Here is a 20,700-nt window from a genome sequence, read left to right on the forward strand (position 1 = left end):
CTCTCACTCCTTTTCTATAGAGTTGAAGTTCAAATATTTCCTATAAATTAACTCATATTCTTTCAACACCCGGTCAATCGCATATGGTTGGACAAGTTCATAACCCCGTTCCCCCATTGATTGTCTTAGTTTAACATCTTGTAACATATCAATAAATGCTTGCTGAATACGGACGTCATCTTCATGGGGTACAACAAAACCATTCTCTCCATCGTTAATTAGATCGCGCAATCCTCTTGTATCTGTTACTATACATGGAATCTTATATGCCATTGCCTCCATAATACTTTTCGGCAACCCCTCTCGCTTTGATAATAACGTCACAATATCCGTCACCTTCAATATCTCTGGCACATCATTTCGATAACCAAGCACCTTTACGTTCAATAATTTATTATCCTCTATATACTGACGCCATTCGGCCTCTTTATCACCTGTACCAATCAGTAATAATACTGCCCTCGGACACTCCTCAACAATTACTTTCCAATTTCGAAGTAAAAATTGATGATTTTTATTGTCATTCAATTCTGCTACAAATGAAATGATAAGACTATCTGGCTTAATATCTAGTTCTTTTTTTATACGCTCTATTTCAGAATCACTTTTCGAATAATTAGGAATATCAACTCCGACACCATGTACATAAAAGACCTCATCTTTTCGAAAGCCCAACTTCATTGCATTACGATGATCTTCACTGTTCATTACAATCAAGCCATCCGTCCATTTTCGGGCCATCTTTTCAGCATTATAGAAAATGTACCAATTCTTTTTCGGTGCTCCTTCATAAAAATGAAAGCCATGAGCCGTATAAAGAATTTTACCTTTCTTCTGCCCACTAAACGCCAATCTCGTCAAAAACGCAGCAACTGGTGTATGTACATGAACAAGTTCAAACTCCTGTTCACGAAGTAACTGTTTCATTTGCTGATATGCTTTAAAATTAGATGCAGACAAAGGACTCCTCGAAAATGCGACATTTATACATCGAACTCCTTTTTCTTCTAACAATGCTTTTAATTCCGAATTTCCATCCGCTGCTGCCCATACTTCATATCCCTTGCTTTGGAGTAGCCTCATGTAAGGGACATGAAAGGTGGTTAGATGATAAAAAACAGAAGCTACAAATAATACTTTCATAATATCCCACTTTCTTTTTCCTCATTTACTTTTTTCTCAGTTCTTTTAGATATCAAATATAAACCAAAATATTTTGCAAATACAATTAATGCCGGAATCCATCCCACCATTCTTAAGCGAGCAGCAGTTCCTATATTATCATTCGTAATGCCAATCAACATGAACCAGACAATTGAATGGGTAATCAATAATAAATCCATTTTTGAAAAAATATGCTTTCTTTTATACAGAAATATAAAAACAAACGAAAAGAATAAACTTTCTGTCAAGAAAATAAGTAAGGTTGAAACACCCGTGATTTGCCATGGAAACGGCCCAAAAGCATTACTAATAATGCTATAAACGTAATTAATTAAAAACAAAACAACATTAGACTGATCAAGAGAAATATTCATTTGGCTTCCACCAGTAAATAATTCTATACCAGATTGTCGATACATTAAGGCATCCTGCAAAGACATATTAACAATTGGTATAGTATAAGAACGTAATGATGTGTATACAATAGCAAATAAAATCAGAGAAAAAAGAATTATTTTTTTATTACTGCGCTTGGGTTTCTTTGATTTCAAGAAAAATAAATAAAGAAGGGAACCCATTATACAACTTAGTAGCGCATACTCACGATATCCAAATAAGAGATATACTACAATAATTAGAAATACGATGTTCAATAAAATACTTTTATGATTACCCTTCATAAATATATTTGAGAAGAATAAAATTGCTAAAAGGTAATATAGACAAATCCAAGCATCCCGAATAATTGACATACTCGAATTTAATAATAAGCTAGGATAACAAATTAATAGTAACAATAAAACAAATGCTGACACATTATATACCTTAGGTGCCTTTACCGTCCTTTTCAATATGACTAAAGAGACAAGTGCCAACAATACATTACCCAAATAGTTAAAAGCCTTCAATAAAAAAAGATTTTCCGAATGGAAAATCTTTAAAACATATCCTAAAACAAGTGCATGAATGGACGTTAGCGTAGCTGGCAAATCTTTTGCGACATTGATGGCCTCTTGAGCATATCTTTTACCGTCATCCCCTCCACCAAATAGTGGAAGAGCTAGTCCGCCATAACCTTGAGACAAGCTAATAAAATAAACGATGCTAGATAATACAAAATAAACAAAACAATATACAATAGTAAAAAAGGCAAGTAAACTTATATTTCTGTTCATTTATACGTCCTCGATATTATAAGAATCACAAGATATTTTTTTAATACTAATAAATTAGGTTCAATATCAAATTCTGTTCTTGACATAAAAAACAACTTCATACATACAATCCAAATTATTATAGACAAAGGAATTTACTAAGGACAATATATATTTCAGTGAAGCCCCTTAAATTATATTAACTTTCTTATCTTGTATAGATATTCATTCTCCAATTTTTTCAATATCCCCAATCATTTTCCTATCTAAAATAATTGGAATTTCTAACATTAACCTTTCATAACATTACTTTAACACCCTTCTTATTTCCTTTTTCAATTCCTCTCTTGCAACTAAATACTCTTTCATTTTTCTTTCTATTTGACTAATATAGCTATCTTTATTTAATTCCATTGATTTAAACGTTTCTATTAAAGAATGTTCACTTAAATCTTCTATAGGTATTTCAAATTCAGACAAACCCATCTCTTCCATTATTCCTTTACCTTTATTCCCTCCATATGAAATTGCTATAGAAGGTACATTAGACGATAATGAGAAAATAACTGAATGAAAACGTGTTCCGACTACATAGTTCATACAACTATATATTTTTTTTATTTTTTTAGCATTAAGACTTCCATCAGAAATCACACTTATATGTTTTTCCTTAAGCTTCGAAACAATTAATTTAATCGCTTCATTATCATCTTCATTATAACTCGGTCCCATGGTTTGCGCTATTAAAACTGGATGATAATGCTTAGCAATGAGATATTCAATAAATTCTGTGAAACTTTTTATATACTTAGCATATGCCTCCTCCGGATTAGGATGTCCGTCGAACCTATAAGGTCTTACAGTTATACCAACTTTTATTTTATCAAAAGGAACCTTTAGTTTTTTTAAATAACCCTTTGCGTCAAAACTTTCATCTGAAGGCATAAAAAAACCCAAGTCAGGGTAGAAAGGCGGCCGTTTTTGTATCACATGACTAAGTGCACTCTGAGAAATTTTTTCCCTAACAGTAATTAGTTCAACATTTTGTAATACTTTTTTTATTAAAATTGTAGCTAACTTATTTCTAAAAGGACCAAATGAATTAGGCATAAAAATAACCTTAATATTAAACTTTTTTGCAAGCATAGCATAGTATAAAAAATAAAACATTACATAAGAATCAGTAACAGCACCATAGCTATGAATGAAACCTCCACCTTTAAATATTACAGCCTTTGAATTTTTTAAAATGCTATATGTTTCTGTAAAATCTTCCGATAAAAATTTAAAGCCAATTTTATTTAATAATTTGATATTTGGCAAAATTAAAACTCTGGGAATTAAATCTTTAATTGCTCTTACTCCCCATTTAATATATTGTACTTTAGAATAATATTGTTTGTTTTTTTCTTTTTCTCCGCGTCCTGGGTGATTTACTAAAGGATTAAAAAATTTATATCCCATCTCTTTGGTTTGATATGATTGTAAATACTTTTCCTCCTCAGTCTCCCCTGTGCTAAGAAGCGCAAAGTCGGCTTCTGAATCAATTTCTTTAATAATTCTTATAGATTCCCAAATTAGCGCTTGATCTCCCCTATTTAAATCTGTATTTCCCGGAACCAACAAATAGTTATCCAATTTAAGCAACCAACCTTTTTATATTTATTTTAGTGCTAAGAATCCTTAATTACTAATATACTTCCTAGAATTAACATATATATTGACAGTCTCCTCGATAACGACACTGATTTCGCGCCTTCCTTATCTTTATGTTGACGCTTTTTAGAACGAGATTGTAAAGTTTCTAATAGACCTGTGGTACCTTTTTCTTCTACTTAAATATTACTTAACTTTATTGTTCTTACAAATACTACAAAGTTAACACTCATCCTTAATACTGCTGAAATAATAATAGCATAAGCGGCTCCTTCTAATCCTAATGAAGGTAAAAGGAATAATGAAAAGATAGTAACACAGACAAAAGAAATAAATACATTTTTGGATTGAATCACATATTTCCTCATTGAATTTAATATAGTTTCTAACATTGTACTTAAAAAATTAAATGAAAATGCTATAGATAATAAAATTAATATATTTTTATAATCCATATAACTTTTATCGTAAACAACTAATAATATCTCTTCTCCTAAAAACCAAAAAATAGAAATCATTATTATTGAAAATCCAACCATAAATATTATTATTTTCCAACAAATATCTTTAAAGATTGAAAGGTCTTCATCATATTTTCTTGATAATAGTGGTAAAAAAAACTGAGAGAGCGATGCGATAAACGTATTTAAAGACTGTAATAGGTAACTAATGGCTATAAAATATCCCAATAACGATATATCAAGAAATTTTTCAATAAAAAATCTTGGTATATTTACATTGAGCGAAATTAACAATCCTGCAACACCTAGCGGAAATCCTTTTACAATTATTAATTTAAAGTTTTTCTTTTTTAAAAAAAGTTTAAAATTTAAATTAATATTTACTATTCTATATTCATAAATATAGAATAAGACAATAAAACCAAAAATTTGGATTAACAGGGCTAAAATTAGATTCCCCCAAACAATCATTGACAAAGAAAATAAAGCAACTGATATTATGCTTTTTAAAATCAATGATTTGCCGATAGACTCCAACATTTGTTGTTTCTGGAGCTGGGCATAATATATATCACTAAACGATTCTATTATTTTAAGACAAAAAACTAATAATATAATTGTTTTTGTCTTTTCATTGTAATCCAGAAAAAAAACTAATATTAAAAAAAAGCCTAATAAAGAACTATTAATTATTATTCTAGAACCTACAAAATCATCGAATTTCATTTTTCTCTCAGAAATCCATATTGAACGTAAATTCATATTTGAAAACATAAGCAATGGTGCAGTTAATGCTAGAGCTAGACCATACTGGCCAACCATTTCAATTTGACCTAATTTGGCTATGGTAATTAATAATACATATTGGCTTAATGCATAAATAACATTTCCAAAAAACAACCAAGAAAATTTACTGAATTTTTTTTGATTGTTCACATATATCTTTTTAAAATTTCCCCTCATTGAATATAATCCTTTTATTTAATTTTTTGTGATTTGGAGTGAGTTAAATCTACTTACGCTTAATCTAATATAACTTTTAAACAACTCCAAATCCCCAAGTTTTGAAATTAAGAAATAATATTTTCAATACTTACTTATACCCACGTAGCTTCTTTTATCACAGTCTTTAGATTCTCTTTCGTATTCGCAATCTCAATCAACTGTTCTCTTATTAGATTACTATCTTTTTCAGATATATTTTGGACAAACAGCTAAATAGTATCACCTTCCACCTTACTAGTCTTCCTAATGTGAATTTTCGGAAATAACTCACTTGAATGAATTTTGTTTTCATTAAGCAAATCCTCGAACATTTTCCCTCCCAGGTGGAAGTGCTGAGAATTTAATTCCAATTTTCTCAGTTCTATAGCCCGATAACTGAATAAGGCTCGTCACTAAATTGAAAATTTTAATAGGCTCTCCCATATTCAATACAAAGATTTCTTCACCTCATGTAAGGGGATCAGCTTGAATGACAAGTCGTGATGCTTCTGGTATCGTCATGAAATATCTCATCATTTCCGGATGAGTCACTAGTACAAATCCACCTAATCCATAATAATAAGATTAATCATGTAAACACGAACTAAAATATTTTTTTCTATTTCATTGTTTTTTTATAACATCTGTAAAATAATTAACGGAAGCAATAATTAAGTCATGTTGCTTTGAATTCATCCATTAACTTTTTAAATCAAGATCCTACTATTTGCTTCTGCCCACTAAACTTCGTATTAGCAACCCCGACCAATATGTCCTTCAACTCTACTACATCCTTATAAGGCAAAGTCTCAATCATAGAATATAACGCTTCCTTCTCCATCGGCTCTGCCTTTCCGATATGAATCTTAGGAAACACTTGCTTTGCCTGAACTTCATTTTCATTCAATAACTCTTCAAATAACTTCTCTCCAGGTCTTATGCCAGAGAATTGAACGCCAATTTCTTCTTCCGTATATCCTGAAAGAGTGATGAGATTTTGGGCCAAATCCACAATCTTAACGGGATCTCCCATGTCAAGAACAAACACTTCCCCTCCCCGGGCCAAAGCACCGGCTTGAATAACGAGTCGTGAAGCTTCAGGGATTGTCATGAAATATCTTGTCATTTCTGGATGAGTAACCGTGACTGGACCACCTGCTTGAATTTGCTTTTTAAATAGAGGAATAACACTTCCACGACTTCCAAGTACATTTCCGAAGCGTACAGCAACAAACGTTGTCTTACTTTCCTTTGCTAGATTTTGAATAATCATTTCTGCAAAACGTTTTGTCGCACCCATCACATTTGGGGGATTGACGGCTTTATCGGTTGAAACAAGAACAAAGCTTTTCACTCCAAACGTATCAGCAGCCTCCGCTACGTTTCTCGTACCAAAAATATTATTCTTAACCGCTTCTATCGGGTTATACTCCATTAACGGAACATGCTTATGAGCAGCAGCATGATATACAACATCTGGCCGATATTGATTTATGATATCAAAGATTCGGCCCCGATCTTGAACATCTGCAATAATCGGGATGATTTCAAATTCATCGGCATATTTTTTTCTTAATTCCATATCAATTGTGTAAATACTATTTTCACCATGACCTAAAAGAAGTAATGTTTCTGGTTGGAATTTAGATATTTGTCTGCATATTTCCGAACCAATAGATCCGCCAGCACCTGTAACGAGTACCGTTTTTCCTGTTAGTTTTTTTGAAATCATGCTCATATCTAATTCCACTGGTTCTCGACCAAGTAAATCTTCTACTTGAACATCTCTCATTTGATTAACAGAAATTTTCCCAGTTACAAGGTCCTCTATTAATGGCATAATCTTCGTCTTCGCTTTTGTTTTTGCACATTCCTCATAGATTTTTTTCATCTCTTGTTTTTGTAATGACGGAATTGCAATGACAATATTTTCGATGTTTGATTCTTCTACAATTCGTAGAATATCCTTACTAGTTCCTTGTACTTCGATTCCATAGATGTCCAGTTTATATTTTTTAGGGTCATCATCTACAAAGGCAACCGGATAAAGGTCCGCATCTGTATTTCTCAGAAGTTGTCTTGCCACCATTGTTCCAGCTGAACCTGCTCCAACAATTAGTGTCCGTTTCTTATCGGGGTTCGGTGCAATAAGCCGGTCTCGGAAAACTCTCCATGAAAACCGGGAACCACCAATTAAAATAACATGCAACATCCATGTAATTCCTAACACCCGAAAATAAATATCCTGAGTCACGATAAGTTGAACAATCGCTGTCACCGTAATCGAAAACGTAATAGCCTTCACAATCGCTGTTAATTCCCCAACACTTGCATACTCCCATGCTTTTTGATAAAGACGATAAATAGTCGCAAATACATGATGGCTTATAAGTAAGGATATTGAGCTTACCCATAGCATAGGAATCGTATACACATTCATATAGGGATTTAAAATAAAGTATCCAATAAATATTGCAAATAACACGATGATGGAGTCCAACAGAACTAATAACGGAACCCGTCTTTTATAAACCAATTGCGATCCCTCCTTGACATAAAATATGTTTCATGATTTGACTAAACTTAATTTTTTAGAATTGCATTTATCAATCGAAGTACTTCACCTGCACCTGTTTCTTGTTGTTCTAAGAACATGAAAATTCCAGGTGTTAATATGTATCTCCCTAATGATTATGAGATTAGGTGAAGCCTTCGACGAAATTACTCGCTTGATAGCGCTGGCCATTATAAGCATTGGGATTAGTAATTCCTTAACGATAAGTTTCCTCTCCTGATACAGCTCAGACCCAAATTACAACATACAGTTACTTCTCCCCCTTTATTTCCCGGATATTAATCCTTATAAAGTTAAATAGTTAATGATAAAATACGTTAAACACATATATCCCCATTAACCATCTAAAAAAATCGGATTTTTTTCAATAAATCTATTAAAAGTTATATATATTGGACGATAATATAAATATATAGTTTAATTAACATAATAAATTTGGGCATCTAACCCACCCTCACACCATACTCCTGACGACAAGCGTCTAAGGTGTGCGAATATAGGCCACCCACAGTATGATCGAGTGCTTCCGTTGATAACGGTTAGGAAGCTTCACCGGTCAATGTTTCTGACAAGATATGAAGTTTTTTTAGAATAAACCTAAAAATTTCTTCGTTTTTATCCTCTGCGGCATTTCCTTATACACTAGCTTTCCTTCTACTAATAGCTCAGCATTCTCCATAAACAAACAGACGCTGCTTTTGCCGAACTCCTTTTCAATTTCACTGTAAGCTCCTTGCATGTTGCAACTTCTGCTTGTGATGTTGTGAGCATCTGAGGCGATGAAGTGGGTTAAATTAGCTTCTATTAATTGATGCGAAAACTTCTTAATTTTCTTCCCAAATCCTCCTGTAATACTCGCCGCTGTTACTTGTGTTAGCGCACCCTTTTCGACAAATTGATATAACAGATCAGGATTTGTAATAAGCTCTTGATTTCGTTCTGGATGAACAATAATCGGCGTAAGCCCCTTTAATTGAATGTCATACAATAGTTGCTCAGCATAGCGTGGAACATGTCCTGAGGAAAATTCAATAAATAAGTATTGTGTTCCATTAAGAGTGAGAATTTCCCCTGCTTCATAGTCAGCGAGAACATCCCCATTAATTCGCAGTTCTTGTCCAGGAAGTACGGTAAGAGGAATCGATTCTATTGAAAGAATCTCATTTAATTTCTTTACTTGCTGTAAAATAAATTCTTTCTTGTTTTCAAACTGCCCGTTTTTATGATGGGGAGTTGCGATAATTGTATGAACCCCTTCTGCTACAGCTTGTTTCGCCATTGCTATACTTGCTTGTTCATCCATAGCTCCATCATCGATACCTGGCAAAATATGACTATGTATATCAATCATCGCAAATCCTCCTTTTGTATTAAAATTGTATCTCTGACCTTTTTATCCATATATAACCATTATTATAGACCTATCAACTAAACAAAAAAAGGTTTTTATGTCATGTTTTTGTAACTTTTTTATTAATTACTTACCATAGTAATAGTAATAATGACTCTCTTTTTGCTGTTTATCATTTAATACACTTCCAATAATTTTAGCTTGAGCTGCCATAAGTAGCTCCTTCGCTTTTTTAGCAGCTTCGGTAGCCGTCTGATTACTATGAACAACTAGAATCGTACCATCGCATTTACTAGCTAGAATGGGTGCATCTGTCACCGCTAGCACTGGCGGCGTATCGAATAACACCATATCGAAAGATTGAAAAGCACCATCCAGTAATTCGCCCATTGCCTTTGAACCTAACAATTCTGCTGGATTCGGCGGGATTGGGCCGCTTGTTAAAAGATATAGATTTTCGATATCCGTTCTAGAGACAACCTTGCTTAGTTCCATTTGTTTTGTCAGTACATTCGTTAAGCCCACTCTATTGTCTTTTCTAAACGTATAATGAGCAGTCGGCTTTCTCAAATCGGCATCAATGAGCAATACTTTTTTTCCTTGCTGCGCAAAGACAACGGCTAAATTTGAGACAGTCGTTGACTTTCCTTCTGCTGGTCCTGATGATGTAACGACTATAGAACGAATCGATTCACTCACCGAAGAAAACTCGATGTTCGTACGAATCGTTTTGTATTGCTCAGCTATAGGCGAACGTGGATCCGTATGTGTAATCAGCGTCCGATTTAAAGGTTGCTCGTTTTTCTTTTTTTTACCAAACATTAGCATGTTCACCTCAAGTTTATATTGCTTTCTTTTGTACTGAAACTGAAGAAGATTCCGTTTCCTCATTCGGGGTAATCTTTGTAACAACACCTAAGACAGGAAGCTCTAACAGCTTTTCAATATCTTGTTCAGACTTAATTGTGTTATCCAAATACTCAAGTAGAAAAGCTAGCCCTACTCCGGCCATTAATCCAACGACAATCGCAATCGCAATATTTAATAGTGGCTCTGGTTTTACAGGAGCTGGATTCTCCGCTAATTCTGCTTCTGAAAGGATAGTAATATTATCAATGCGCATTAATTGTGCAATTTCTCTTTGGAACACTTCTGCAATTTCATTCGCAATACGTACCGCTTCCGCTGGGTCATTATTCGTCACACTAATCGTCACGACTTGTGATGCACCTTCTTGGGTAACGCTCACACTACCATTTAGCTGTTCAGGAGTTGTATCCATCTTCAACTCTTTAATTACTTGATCCAATATATAAGGACTTTTTAAAATAACATTGTACGTTTCGATATATTTCGCGTCATCATCTAAAGAAATGCCTGCAATCGAAGCTAACGAGCCCGCCGCTGATTGGCTTACTAAAATTTGTGATGATGATTTATAAACAGGCTTTAGTACAAAATAACTAATTGCGCCACTAACCGCTGCAGCTAGTAAGGTGATAACTAGAATTAAAGACAGTCGTTTTTTTAACGTTTCAAACAATTCTCGTAAACTAATCGTCTCTTCCATCATTTCCTCCAAGATATATTATTTCTCGACAAAAACTACACATTATTATAGCATACATTTTTTGAGATTTTTTCTAAATTTAGATTTTTTATATGAGAAAGTATTACCACTACTCTTAGTCTATGTCATTAACCCCTCCCAAAAGAAAATCCCACCATTGAAGGATTTGATCACTTCATCACAAACACCAATTTAATCCATTTTCATCGATTAAATCTCCTCAAATTCCCACTGATTTGAATGAGTTCGATGTTGATATTGTTTCATTTTTTCTGCTATTAACAGATAACATATCGTAAAATAAGAACACCTTATCCATTTTAACACGAAAAGCCCATCAGAATTAGGGAGATTTTTGAAAAATAAAAGGAGAATCCACCATTTTAAAGAAAATGAGGGATTCTCCTTTTTTGTTGGGGTTGTCCACAGGATATCCACATTTTGAAAAGTCACTGTGACATAATTAATCTATGAAAACCCAAAAAAGAGAGCCTACCATTTTGAAAAATGATAGACCCTCCCCTTTCCAGCTGTGTTTATCTATAGAATATCCACAAGTTGAAAAGTCATTGTGACACAAATCTTACTGAGCTACAGTAATGTTTGCTGGTACTGAAAGTTTGTTTCCAGCTGCATCTTCAATATCTAAAGTTTCAAGAGCTTTTAATGATAAGCCTTGAGCTAATTGTTCTGCTGTAACAGCAGGGATAGAAATTGTAGTTGTAGCGTTACGTTCAACTTTAGTAGCTAGTGATTTACCACCATATAGAACTTCAAAATCTTCTTTCGCACCAGTTGTTACTACTGCTTCAGAGTAAGTTAAAGTAATTGTATTGTTAGCTGTAAGTTTAGCAGAAGTTACTGTAGGCGCAACGTTCTCTTTAAGAGATAGATCGTTTTGAACGAATTTATCCATAGTTACTGTAGAACCAAGAGCTTTTACATTCTCAACAGTGATGTTACGAACACCTGTAAATGTATTTGAGTTAGCTTTAAGTTTCAAAGTAACTACTTGTTTACCGTCTGCAATAGCTGCTAATGTTGCTGATTCAACTACAGCACCGTCAACTTTATAGTTAGCTGCGTTTGTTGCAGATGCACCATCAACTGCTCCAGTAAATGTTACAGTAAGTGTATTGTTATCTACTACTGCAAGTGCAGGAGCTGCTAATTTATTAGTGTTAGATTGTGCACCATCTTCACCACGTGTAAATGAAGCTGAAGCTTTTTCAGGAGCTACTCCAGAAAGACTTGCTACACCACCTGTAGTTGCTGGAACAACGTCAACTTTATAAGCTGCACCTTTCTCAGCTGCAAAAGTTGATAATGCTACGCGAAGTACTTTTTTGCTGTCCTTTGAAGCATATTTAGCGTCTGCGTTAACAGTTGCTACTGATGTTGTCACATGATCTTTTACATATGAACCAGAGATTGCAAGTTTACCTTCTGTAACATCTTTATCATAAGTAACTTCAAGGTATTCAGCGTTGTCAGAACCTACAACTACTGTTGCACTCGTTGCTTTTGGAGCAGCTGTATCTTCAGTAAATGTAACGACTTTAGTTACTGATTCACCAGCTTGGTTAGATAAATCTTTGTAGCTAGCTACAGTTACGTTTTGAACACCGTTAAGGTTTGTTTTCACAGTAACTTTGTACTCGTTACCAGAAACTTTTTCTACTGAATCTACATCGTAATTAGAAACAGTAACTGTAGGCGCTGCTGCTAAATCTTTAGAGAACTTAACATTGAAAGTTTTAACACCAGTTTGTGTTAGAGATTCAACTGCAGGTTTAACACCATCAGCTTGTTGTTTAGTGATTTCTACTGTAGCTGGGTTTGGCGTTACAAGGTTACCAGCTTTATCTTTAAGACCGATGAAAGTAACTGTGATTGGCTTGTTAACTTCAACAGCCGCATCTGATAAGTCAACTACTACTTCAGTAGCTCCTTCAGCTACGCTAACTGATGCATTTGAAACAGCTTTTCCATCAGCATATTTAAGTGTTGCAGTAGTATGTGCTTGTACCGGCTCAGAGAATTTAATTTTAACTAAGTTTGCAGAAATTTGTTCAGTTCCAGCGATTGTTGGAGCTTTAGTATCTGCTTCAATTTTAATTGTTTCTTCATATTTAACTAATGCTTTTCCGTTCACTTCTTTGATGCCATCAATTACTAAATCATAACGTTTTGAAAGTTCATTTGCAGCAGTGATTGTTAAAGTTTTGCCATCTTTGCTTAGTTCACCAGTTAAAGCTCCTGATACTTTTGCATCTAAAGAAGTTAAAGTAACTGTTGCACCAGTTTTAAACGCTCCACTTTTCCCATCTGCAAATACTGTCCCTGCATCTACAGCTTTGTTGAATTTCACTTCAACTTGAGTTGCGTTAATCGCACTTACTTTTAAAACTTTAAAACCTTGTGCCCCTTCATATTTAGCGTTGTTTTTCTCAACAGCTTTTAAGATGTTTTTAGCTAATTTAGTATCTTTAGCTTTTAACTTTTCAACGTCAGCTTTAACGCTTTCGATTTTTTCGCCAGCTTTTTCAAGATCTGTTGTGATTAATTTTTTGCTTTCGATTTCTTTATAAGCAGTATAAACTTTCATTTCAGTATCTACAGCAGCAGATTCTGCTTTAGCTGGAGTTGTGTAAGTTTTTGTTAATAAACGGCGAGTATCTGGGCCGAATACTTTTGCAACCGCTTTTTCGAACTCAGCAATTTTTTTGTCTAATGCAGTTTGTGCTGCTAGAACTTTGCTTTGTGTACCAGATTCGATTGCTGAATCTAGAGCTGTTCTTGAAGCTTTTAATGTTACGCTAACTGCTGCAACGTAGTTTTTCGCACGGTTTAAAGAAGTTTTGCTTGCTTCTAATTTTTTAGTGTAAGCAGCTTTTTTGCTTCCACCTTTTGCAGCGATTTCTTTTTGTGCAGCTGCATAGTATTGCTCAGCTAACTTAACTTCTTTTCTGATTGCAGAACCGCTAGGAAGTTTGTTGCTTTTCTTAGCAGTGTTGTAGTACAAGTTAAACGCTTTGTTTACTTGTGTTGTAGCTTTTGTGATCGCTTTATCAACAGAGTTTGTTGCAGCGTCTGCTTGTGGTTGTGCCACTGCTACTGCTCCTGTTAAAGCGATTGCCGATGCTGTTGCGATTTTAATTGCTTTCTTTTTACTCATAGTAGAATATACTCCCCTCAAATTAACTCTTACTCATTCTATCGTCTATAGAATAAGAGTCCTATCTTATTACAAGTTTCTGGTCCTATCAGACTTTAAAAGCTACTTTTTTCACAGAAACTATCATTAATATTACAATATAGGGTACTTTTTCTAGTCTCTTTCCCCTGCAATTATCATACATCAATTTTATCTCAATATAAAGATTAATATAACAATCATTACATAATAGGAGTTAAGTTTCACTAGTTTTGTAATCTTTTTAACATTAACAGCTACAATAGTCACGATAGCTCAACTACTTATATACCAACATTTCCAACTAACCCATTTATATGAAACTACATTGTGATATTAGACCTAAGACCCACACCCAAAAAATTAAAAAAATTATTCCGATATATATCTATACTGGTTAAATATATTTTATAAAGAATATATTTCTAATATTCTAAAACTTTTATTCACAGAATATTCACATTCTAGAAAGTCACTGTGACTCAGCCATAAAAAAATGCATCCAATAGTATTGGATGCATTTTTTGTTACTCTATACTTTGGTGGACTTGTTAACAAATTTATCCACAAGATATCCACAATTTGAAAAGTCACTGTGACTTTAGAGTGACTTTAGGGGTGGCGACTTTAGGTGTGTGACTTAGATACTTCTACCTCCACCTCAAGCGTATGGTTCCCGCCATGATAGACGCCTTGAAGCGGGCTGACATCTGAGTAATCGCGGCCGACGGATAGGCAAATGTGGTTGTCGATGGCTTCTACGTTGTTGGTTGGATCTAGCCCAACCCAGCCGATACCGGGGACCATGATTTCTACCCAGGCATGTGAGGCAGCGCTGCCAACGAGATTAGAATTCTCGCCAACATATAAATAGCCGCTCATGTATCGCGCAGGAATGCCGCGTGCTCGCAGAATCCCCAGCATGACATGGGTGTAATCTTGGCAAACCCCTCGTTTTAACTGCAATGATTCAACAGCCTTCGTCTCCACGGTTGTTGCTTCGGTATCATATGCGAATACTTCAAACAAATAGTTCATTAACTGTAGGGCAAATTGAATCGGATTGTCTATATCTCCTACTTCGCGAACGACTTCATCGATTTGATGCTGTTCCAAATACGTGTAAGCGGTCCGATTTAAAAAGGGTAAATAATGTTCGTGGAATAATGCTGAATGAAAGATTGATTTCATTTCTGGTGAATAGTCTAGTTGATGAATAAATGGTGTTTTTTGAATGCTGACAACGGATGTTGCTTCGACTTCTAAAATACGATGCTTCTCTGGAATAAAAAAACTTTCTACATAATTCCCCCATATATCGATATGTTCCTTCGCCATGGAGGTCGGCGTTACTTTTTTACGATAAGACAGCAGACGCTGACATGCATCACTTCTCGGCTTTAAGCGAATCGTATTTAAACTTTGCTGTACATCATCTTCATAATAAAAGGTATTCTTATGTACAATTTCATATTTCATTGTCCATCCACTCCCTAGATGCAAAAATTATTGCTGATTATTAAGAGAGAAGGACCTTTTAACATTTCTACTCTTTCATCTGCTTGCATCAGCTTCTATTAAATAATACGTCGTTGAGAAGATTTTGCCAAACTCGATACATTGATTCAGTATATCCGCGATAAACATCTCTAGTTCTTCAAAACTTAGCTGTTGAACACAAACGTCCTCGACTGAAGCGATTAATTCATCTAACGCGGCATACATTCTCCAGGAGTAATGTGCCACCTTCTCACTTTCAATCTTCCAAATTACTTCTTTAACATGTTCGATACAATAGTAAATGGAGCGCGGGAACGTCCGGTCAGAAATAAGAAATTGCAGGATAAGCGCCGGATCTTTGAGACGAAATTTCTTTGAATAATCCTGATACCCATTCACTAGCCGAAGAGCGAATTGTCCATCGTATTCACTAAAACTATGACAATCAGAAAGCTTCGCCTTTTGAAGCATTACTTTCATAATAAGGGCCGTCTTTTCAGCTCGCTCCAACCACTGCCCAATCTTCATGAAATGATAAGGTAAATCTCGGGACATCATCGAATCAATGATTCCTGTCGATGTCATGGACGTTGTTTTAATATGCTGCAAAAAACTATGAATGTCTTGAAATGAGAACTCTGTATGCGGCCCTTTACTTTGTGAATGTAAATATAGGTCATTCCATACTTCCCATAATTCATTTGGAATCACATCTCTTGTCATGCGTGCATTTTCTCGAACATAAGAGAGTGTATTCGTTAGGGCATTCGAATTCCCATTAGAAAATGCAATATAATCAACGGCCTTGTGCACACGAAGTTCTCCGTAATCCTCTTCATACGCTGATTTCGAGCCGCATATATCGATTACCGTCTGCCAATCTTGATAATTCACACTTTCTCTTCCTGACTCTTCTAACATTTTCACCAATTGAACTTGAAGAATATGAGCATTATTTTCTGTTCGTTCACCATTTCTAGCCATCCAATATAACGCATCTGCTACGCGACTAAGCATGCTGCATAACCTCCTTCAACACCCATGTGTCCTTACCGCCGCCGCCTTGAGACGAGTTAACAACAAGCGACCCTTTTTTCAAAGCAACTCGTGAAAGTCCCCCAGGTAAGACATGCGTTTCTTCCCCTTTCATGACAAAAACACGCAAATCCACATGGCATGGATAAAAATTGCCTTGCTGATAGACTGGAGCTCTGGATAGCTTAATCGTCGGTTGGGCGATGTACTGCTTCGGATTTTCTAAAATTTTCGAGCGGAATATTTCAATTTCTTCTTCTGATGCATGCGGCCCAATTAACATATCGTATCCACCTGAAGCACCAACGTTTTTTACAACAAGCTCATGTAAATGCTCAAGCACCCACTCCCGCTGTTTCGGATCACTCAAAATATATGTTTCGACGTTTTGAATAATCGGTTCTTCTTTTAAATAATAACGAATCATATCAGGAACATATGTATACATCGCTTTATCATCAGCCACTCCATTACCAACGGCATTTAAAATGGCGACATTTCCTTGTTTATAAGCATCTATTAAACCTGGAACACCGAGCAGAGAGTCCTCACGAAATGCTTTTGGATCCAAGAAATCATCATCAACTCGACGATAAATAATGTCGACTCGTTTTAAACCTTGAATCGTCTTCATATAGACAACGTTATCTTTTACAATCAAATCCCGCCCTTCCACAAGCGCAATATTCATTTGCTGCGCGAGAAAAACATGATCATAATAAGCGGAATTGTACATACCTGCTGTTAGCAATACAGCGCGAGGTTCAGTATGTTTCTTCATATTAGATGGGATATGTGAAAGCAGGGCAGATTGAAGATGGGTAATTTGATCTTCCAGCGAACAAAGAGAGTGTCTCGAGAAAAACTCCGGATACACTTGCCGCATAACAAATCGATTTTGAAAGACGTAAGAAATGCCCGAAGGATTACGTAAATTATCTTCAAGTACACGATATGTCCCTTGTTCATCTCTTATTAAATCAATCCCTGCTAGGAAAATGTGGTTTTTCAAGGGGAATTGAGTGCCGCTTACCTGCTTATAATAGTATGGATTTTGTTCTACAAGTTCTCTCGGAATAATGCCATCATTGAGTATGTGTTGATCATGATAAATATCTTCTAAAAATAAATTAAGCGCCTCAACGCGTTGTTTCATTCCTTTTTCAATCGTCTCCCAAGCATCAGCTGGAATAATAATCGGAACACAATCAAAAGGCATTGTCCGCTCTGTTCCGCCTTCTTCTCCATAGACGGTAAAGGTAATACCCTGTCTCAGAAAGCTAGATTGTGCTGTTTCGTGCTTTTCTTTAAACTCTTCTTCTGACAACCTTTGCAGCACAGAATGAAATTGCCGATAATGCTCTTTTGGCTCACCATTTTCCTGCAACATTTCATCATAATAATGACCTGTCTTGTACGGTTCAAACATGACTACTCGCCTCCGATGTTAAATAATTAAATGTTTTAGAACATATCTGTTAATCAATACGACAAACTAGGTACAATTCCTTCTTTTTTGGTTAAAATTAACAAAAACTCCTAAAGTGTTAGGTTTTCCACAGGATATCCACAACTCGAAAAGTCACTGTGACTTTCAAACACCAAAAGATGCATCCATTATCGGATGCATCTTCCTTTTAGGGGTAGATATCAACAGAGTTATCCACATGTTATACACATTCTGAAAAGTCACTGTGACACGTTTTTGATTCTACCCTCTATTTGCGGGTTAACCGTCTTCAACCCACTCACATACTCACTGAAGTTCTCCCAGTCAGCTAGGCCGATGTCGGTGACTCGTCCTTGTTCATAGGCTTTTTGGAAAACGGCGAAGCCGTCTCCACCTTTTGCGGTAAAGGCATTTGTAGCAACAACGTATTCACTGGATAACTGCAACTCTGAATACGAACCGCCTTGTAGCACTTCTACTTTCTGAACACGGCTGCCCGCAGGTTTACTGCTGTCAAACGTGAATTTCAAGCCTGATACATGTAAGAAGCCGCCGCTTTCTTTCGGCACTTGACTAACACTATGTTCTAACGCTTGGATAATCTCTGCTCCTGTCAGTTTCACTGTTGCTAACGTATTTCCAAACGGAAGTACGGTTAACACATCGCCTAACGTAATCTCTCCTTGGTCAATCGGAGCGCGGATTCCACCGCCATTTTGGAACGCAATCACTGTATCTTTATTAAACTCTTTCGCTTTACTCAGCATGCCATCTGTAATTAAATTGCCGAGTGCCGTTTCATTTTTGCGCACACTCGGCTTCGTATCGTCCCCGGAATCACGAGGATTATCTAGGGCTTGAACGGCTGTTGCTCCGATTGGCGTGTTTTTCACTTCTTCTATTTTGGCTGAATATGTTTTTAACAATGCGGCCGCTTCAGGGTCTTCTTGTTTATCGGCTAGTTTAATCAGTTGACCGGCTTGGCCGATCACTTGCCCCTTCTGATTAAATTGAACATCAACCGTTCCTAAGTAATCACTATATTGATAGGCCTGAACAATAACAGTCGGCGCTTTCGTTTTCCCTTTTTCATCTTTATTCACGACGACCGGTTGATCTAATTGTGTATGGCTATGCCCGCCAACAATGACATCAATGCCATCCACTTCCGTCGCTAACGTAAGGTCATTATCGTAGGCTGGATTGTCATCATACCCAATATGAGTCACAGCAACAATTTTATTTACGCCTCGTTTTTCAAAAGCTGTAACGGCTTTTTCCGCTTCTTCCTTATAATTCTCAAACTCAACATTTCCAGGACTCGAAATAGCCTTCGTTTCCTCTGTCGTTAAGCCGAAGATTCCAACCTTTTCACCGTTTACTTCTTTAATGATTCCATTATAAATCTGACCATCCCTCGGCTTAGACGTAATGGCATTCGTAAACAATCCTTTCAGCTTATCGTCTTTGCTAAAATTCACATTGGAGCTGACAAATGAAAACTCAGCTCCCTTCACAAACTGGGCTAATGCTCCATGCCCCTCAGCCGTTGCACCTAAATCGAATTCATGATTGCCGAATGTCATCACATCGTATTTCATTAGGTTCATAAACCGCAGATCAGCTTGTCCTTTAAATTCATTAAAATATAACGTTCCCGTTAGCACATCACCTGCATCGACTAACAGAGCAGCTGGTTTGCTCGCTCGCACTTCCTTCACTGCCGTTACTCGTTTCGCGACATTATCAAGATGAGCATGCGTATCGTTCGTATGCATTAAAGATAAGGTGAACTTTTCCTTTGCATCATACTTCGCCTTTACAGCTTGTACATATTGGTGAATCGCTTGACCGAGCACTGAAGTTTTATCGACTTTTTCAAGCTGGGCAGCAACGGCTGTCATCCGCTTTTCTGCCGTTTGCAATTTTCCTTTTTCAATTAAATCCTCTGCTTGTGCGTAGTAATAATATACTTTTATATCGCCTGCTAGCGCTTGTTTCGTCACTTTTGTGAATTGGTTAGAAAGAAGTGCTTCAATTTTGGCACCGTATACTGTATTTTTAATCGCTTTATCGGCTTTTTTTACAGCTTCTTGAAGTGCTTCATATCGTTTCAACACTTGATTCGGTTTTTGATTTACAACTGCTTGCTCGAGCGCTTTTAATGCTTTATCATTCGCGAATTTTGCCTTTTCAGCTGCTTTGTAGCCTTTGACATATCCTTCTGCCCGCGTGATGTACTTGTTGTATGCTTTAATTTCTTTGTATCGAGCTTCTTTTTGTTTATTGGATAAATTAGATTTTTTAATGGCTGCGTCGATTTCTTTTTTTACTTTTTTCGCGGCTTTAATTTCTTTTTCAACCGTTGCTACGGAAGCTAATGTCGTCGTCTTGAAATAGGTGTTATAAGGTTTTTTCATAGTAGACTTGGCCAATTGAATCTTGCTTCTAAGGCTATCTGCTGCTTCTGACTGCGTCGGAGCAACCGTCGTAATCACACTTCCGGCGATTGCCGCAGCCATTGCCACTTTAAACATCTTCTTATTCCCCATACTGGTACATCCCCCTTATAAATAGAATTTCCCTATCTCTTATGATACGATG

At 35.9% G+C, this 20,700-nt stretch carries 13 protein-coding genes and 1 pseudogene; all 14 read right to left on the bottom strand.

Annotation, left to right across the window (positions count from 1 at the left end; genetic code table 11):
- Positions 1-3: 3 nt before the first annotated feature.
- The 14 genes and pseudogenes from BAOM_RS22110 to BAOM_RS22170 all read right to left on the bottom strand — a co-directional run bounded on the left by BAOM_RS22110 (position 4) and on the right by BAOM_RS22170 (position 20,648).
- Positions 4-1,143, bottom strand: coding sequence for a glycosyltransferase family 4 protein (locus tag BAOM_RS22110; RefSeq protein WP_127762144.1), 1,140 nt, complete (start codon positions 1,141-1,143; stop codon positions 4-6).
- Positions 1,140-2,339 (bottom strand): hypothetical protein, encoded by a 1,200-nt coding sequence (locus tag BAOM_RS22115; RefSeq protein ID WP_127762145.1) that lies wholly within the window; start codon positions 2,337-2,339, stop codon positions 1,140-1,142. Before BAOM_RS22115 ends, BAOM_RS22110 begins: the two co-directional genes overlap by 4 nt.
- A 285-nt stretch (positions 2,340-2,624) precedes the next feature.
- Positions 2,625-3,956 carry a polysaccharide pyruvyl transferase family protein gene (locus BAOM_RS22120; protein ID WP_164853314.1) on the bottom strand — a complete coding sequence of 444 codons (1,332 nt, stop codon included), beginning with the start codon at positions 3,954-3,956 and terminating at the stop codon, positions 2,625-2,627.
- A gap of 197 nt (positions 3,957-4,153) precedes the next feature.
- Positions 4,154-5,398: an oligosaccharide flippase family protein gene (locus BAOM_RS22125; protein ID WP_127762147.1), complete on the bottom strand. Its 1,245-nt coding sequence runs from the start codon at positions 5,396-5,398 to the stop codon at positions 4,154-4,156.
- Positions 5,399-5,678: 280 nt separating this feature from the next.
- Positions 5,679-5,986 (bottom strand): annotated as a pseudogene (locus BAOM_RS22130) (polysaccharide biosynthesis protein); the annotation flags it as partial.
- A gap of 145 nt (positions 5,987-6,131) precedes the next feature.
- Entirely contained in the window at positions 6,132-7,955 is a 1,824-nt protein-coding gene (locus BAOM_RS22135) for a nucleoside-diphosphate sugar epimerase/dehydratase (protein WP_257467484.1), read from the bottom strand.
- 625 nt (positions 7,956-8,580) lie between these two features.
- Complete coding sequence (locus BAOM_RS22140) at positions 8,581-9,345, bottom strand: tyrosine-protein phosphatase (RefSeq protein WP_127762148.1); 765 nt, start codon at positions 9,343-9,345, stop codon at positions 8,581-8,583.
- 126 nt (positions 9,346-9,471) lie between these two features.
- Positions 9,472-10,167 (bottom strand): CpsD/CapB family tyrosine-protein kinase, encoded by a 696-nt coding sequence (locus BAOM_RS22145; protein ID WP_127762149.1) that lies wholly within the window; start codon positions 10,165-10,167, stop codon positions 9,472-9,474.
- Positions 10,168-10,186: 19 nt separating this feature from the next.
- Positions 10,187-10,915, bottom strand: a complete 729-nt coding sequence (locus BAOM_RS22150; RefSeq protein WP_127762689.1) for a YveK family protein — start codon at positions 10,913-10,915, stop codon at positions 10,187-10,189.
- Between the two features lie 583 nt (positions 10,916-11,498).
- Positions 11,499-14,093 carry a hypothetical protein gene (locus BAOM_RS22155; protein ID WP_127762150.1) on the bottom strand — a complete coding sequence of 865 codons (2,595 nt, stop codon included), beginning with the start codon at positions 14,091-14,093 and terminating at the stop codon, positions 11,499-11,501.
- Positions 14,094-14,738: 645 nt separating this feature from the next.
- Positions 14,739-15,614, bottom strand: a complete 876-nt coding sequence (locus tag BAOM_RS25260; protein ID WP_257467486.1) for a transglutaminase family protein — start codon at positions 15,612-15,614, stop codon at positions 14,739-14,741.
- 51 nt (positions 15,615-15,665) lie between these two features.
- Positions 15,666-16,628 carry an alpha-E domain-containing protein gene (locus BAOM_RS25265; RefSeq protein WP_257467487.1) on the bottom strand — a complete coding sequence of 321 codons (963 nt, stop codon included), beginning with the start codon at positions 16,626-16,628 and terminating at the stop codon, positions 15,666-15,668.
- The gene (locus BAOM_RS22165) at positions 16,621-18,075 is read right to left on the bottom strand and encodes a circularly permuted type 2 ATP-grasp protein (protein ID WP_127762151.1); all 1,455 of its coding nucleotides are present in this window, start codon (positions 18,073-18,075) and stop codon (positions 16,621-16,623) included. Before BAOM_RS22165 ends, BAOM_RS25265 begins: the two co-directional genes overlap by 8 nt.
- Before the next feature lie 260 nt (positions 18,076-18,335).
- Complete coding sequence (locus BAOM_RS22170) at positions 18,336-20,648, bottom strand: bifunctional metallophosphatase/5'-nucleotidase (RefSeq protein ID WP_257467488.1); 2,313 nt, start codon at positions 20,646-20,648, stop codon at positions 18,336-18,338.
- Positions 20,649-20,700: the final 52 nt, after the last annotated feature.

Source organism: Peribacillus asahii (assembly GCF_004006295.1).
GTDB lineage: Bacteria > Bacillota > Bacilli > Bacillales > DSM-1321 > Peribacillus > Peribacillus asahii_A.

Excerpts from the sequence above, each read along its gene's own strand:
- BAOM_RS25265 (WP_257467487.1), bottom strand. The coding sequence starts at position 16,628 with ATGCTTAGTCGCGTAGCAGATGCGTTATATTGGATGGCTAGAAATGGT.
- BAOM_RS22110 (WP_127762144.1), bottom strand. The coding sequence starts at position 1,143 with ATGAAAGTATTATTTGTAGCTTCTGTTTTTTATCATCTAACCACCTTT.
- BAOM_RS22170 (WP_257467488.1), bottom strand. The coding sequence starts at position 20,648 with ATGGGGAATAAGAAGATGTTTAAAGTGGCAATGGCTGCGGCAATCGCC.
- BAOM_RS22145 (WP_127762149.1), bottom strand. The coding sequence starts at position 10,167 with ATGTTTGGTAAAAAAAAGAAAAACGAGCAACCTTTAAATCGGACGCTG.
- BAOM_RS22155 (WP_127762150.1), bottom strand. The coding sequence starts at position 14,093 with ATGAGTAAAAAGAAAGCAATTAAAATCGCAACAGCATCGGCAATCGCT.
- BAOM_RS22150 (WP_127762689.1), bottom strand. The coding sequence starts at position 10,915 with ATGGAAGAGACGATTAGTTTACGAGAATTGTTTGAAACGTTAAAAAAA.
- BAOM_RS22115 (WP_127762145.1), bottom strand. The coding sequence starts at position 2,339 with ATGAACAGAAATATAAGTTTACTTGCCTTTTTTACTATTGTATATTGT.
- BAOM_RS22140 (WP_127762148.1), bottom strand. The coding sequence starts at position 9,345 with ATGATTGATATACATAGTCATATTTTGCCAGGTATCGATGATGGAGCT.
- BAOM_RS22125 (WP_127762147.1), bottom strand. The coding sequence starts at position 5,398 with ATGAGGGGAAATTTTAAAAAGATATATGTGAACAATCAAAAAAAATTC.
- BAOM_RS22165 (WP_127762151.1), bottom strand. The coding sequence starts at position 18,075 with ATGTTTGAACCGTACAAGACAGGTCATTATTATGATGAAATGTTGCAG.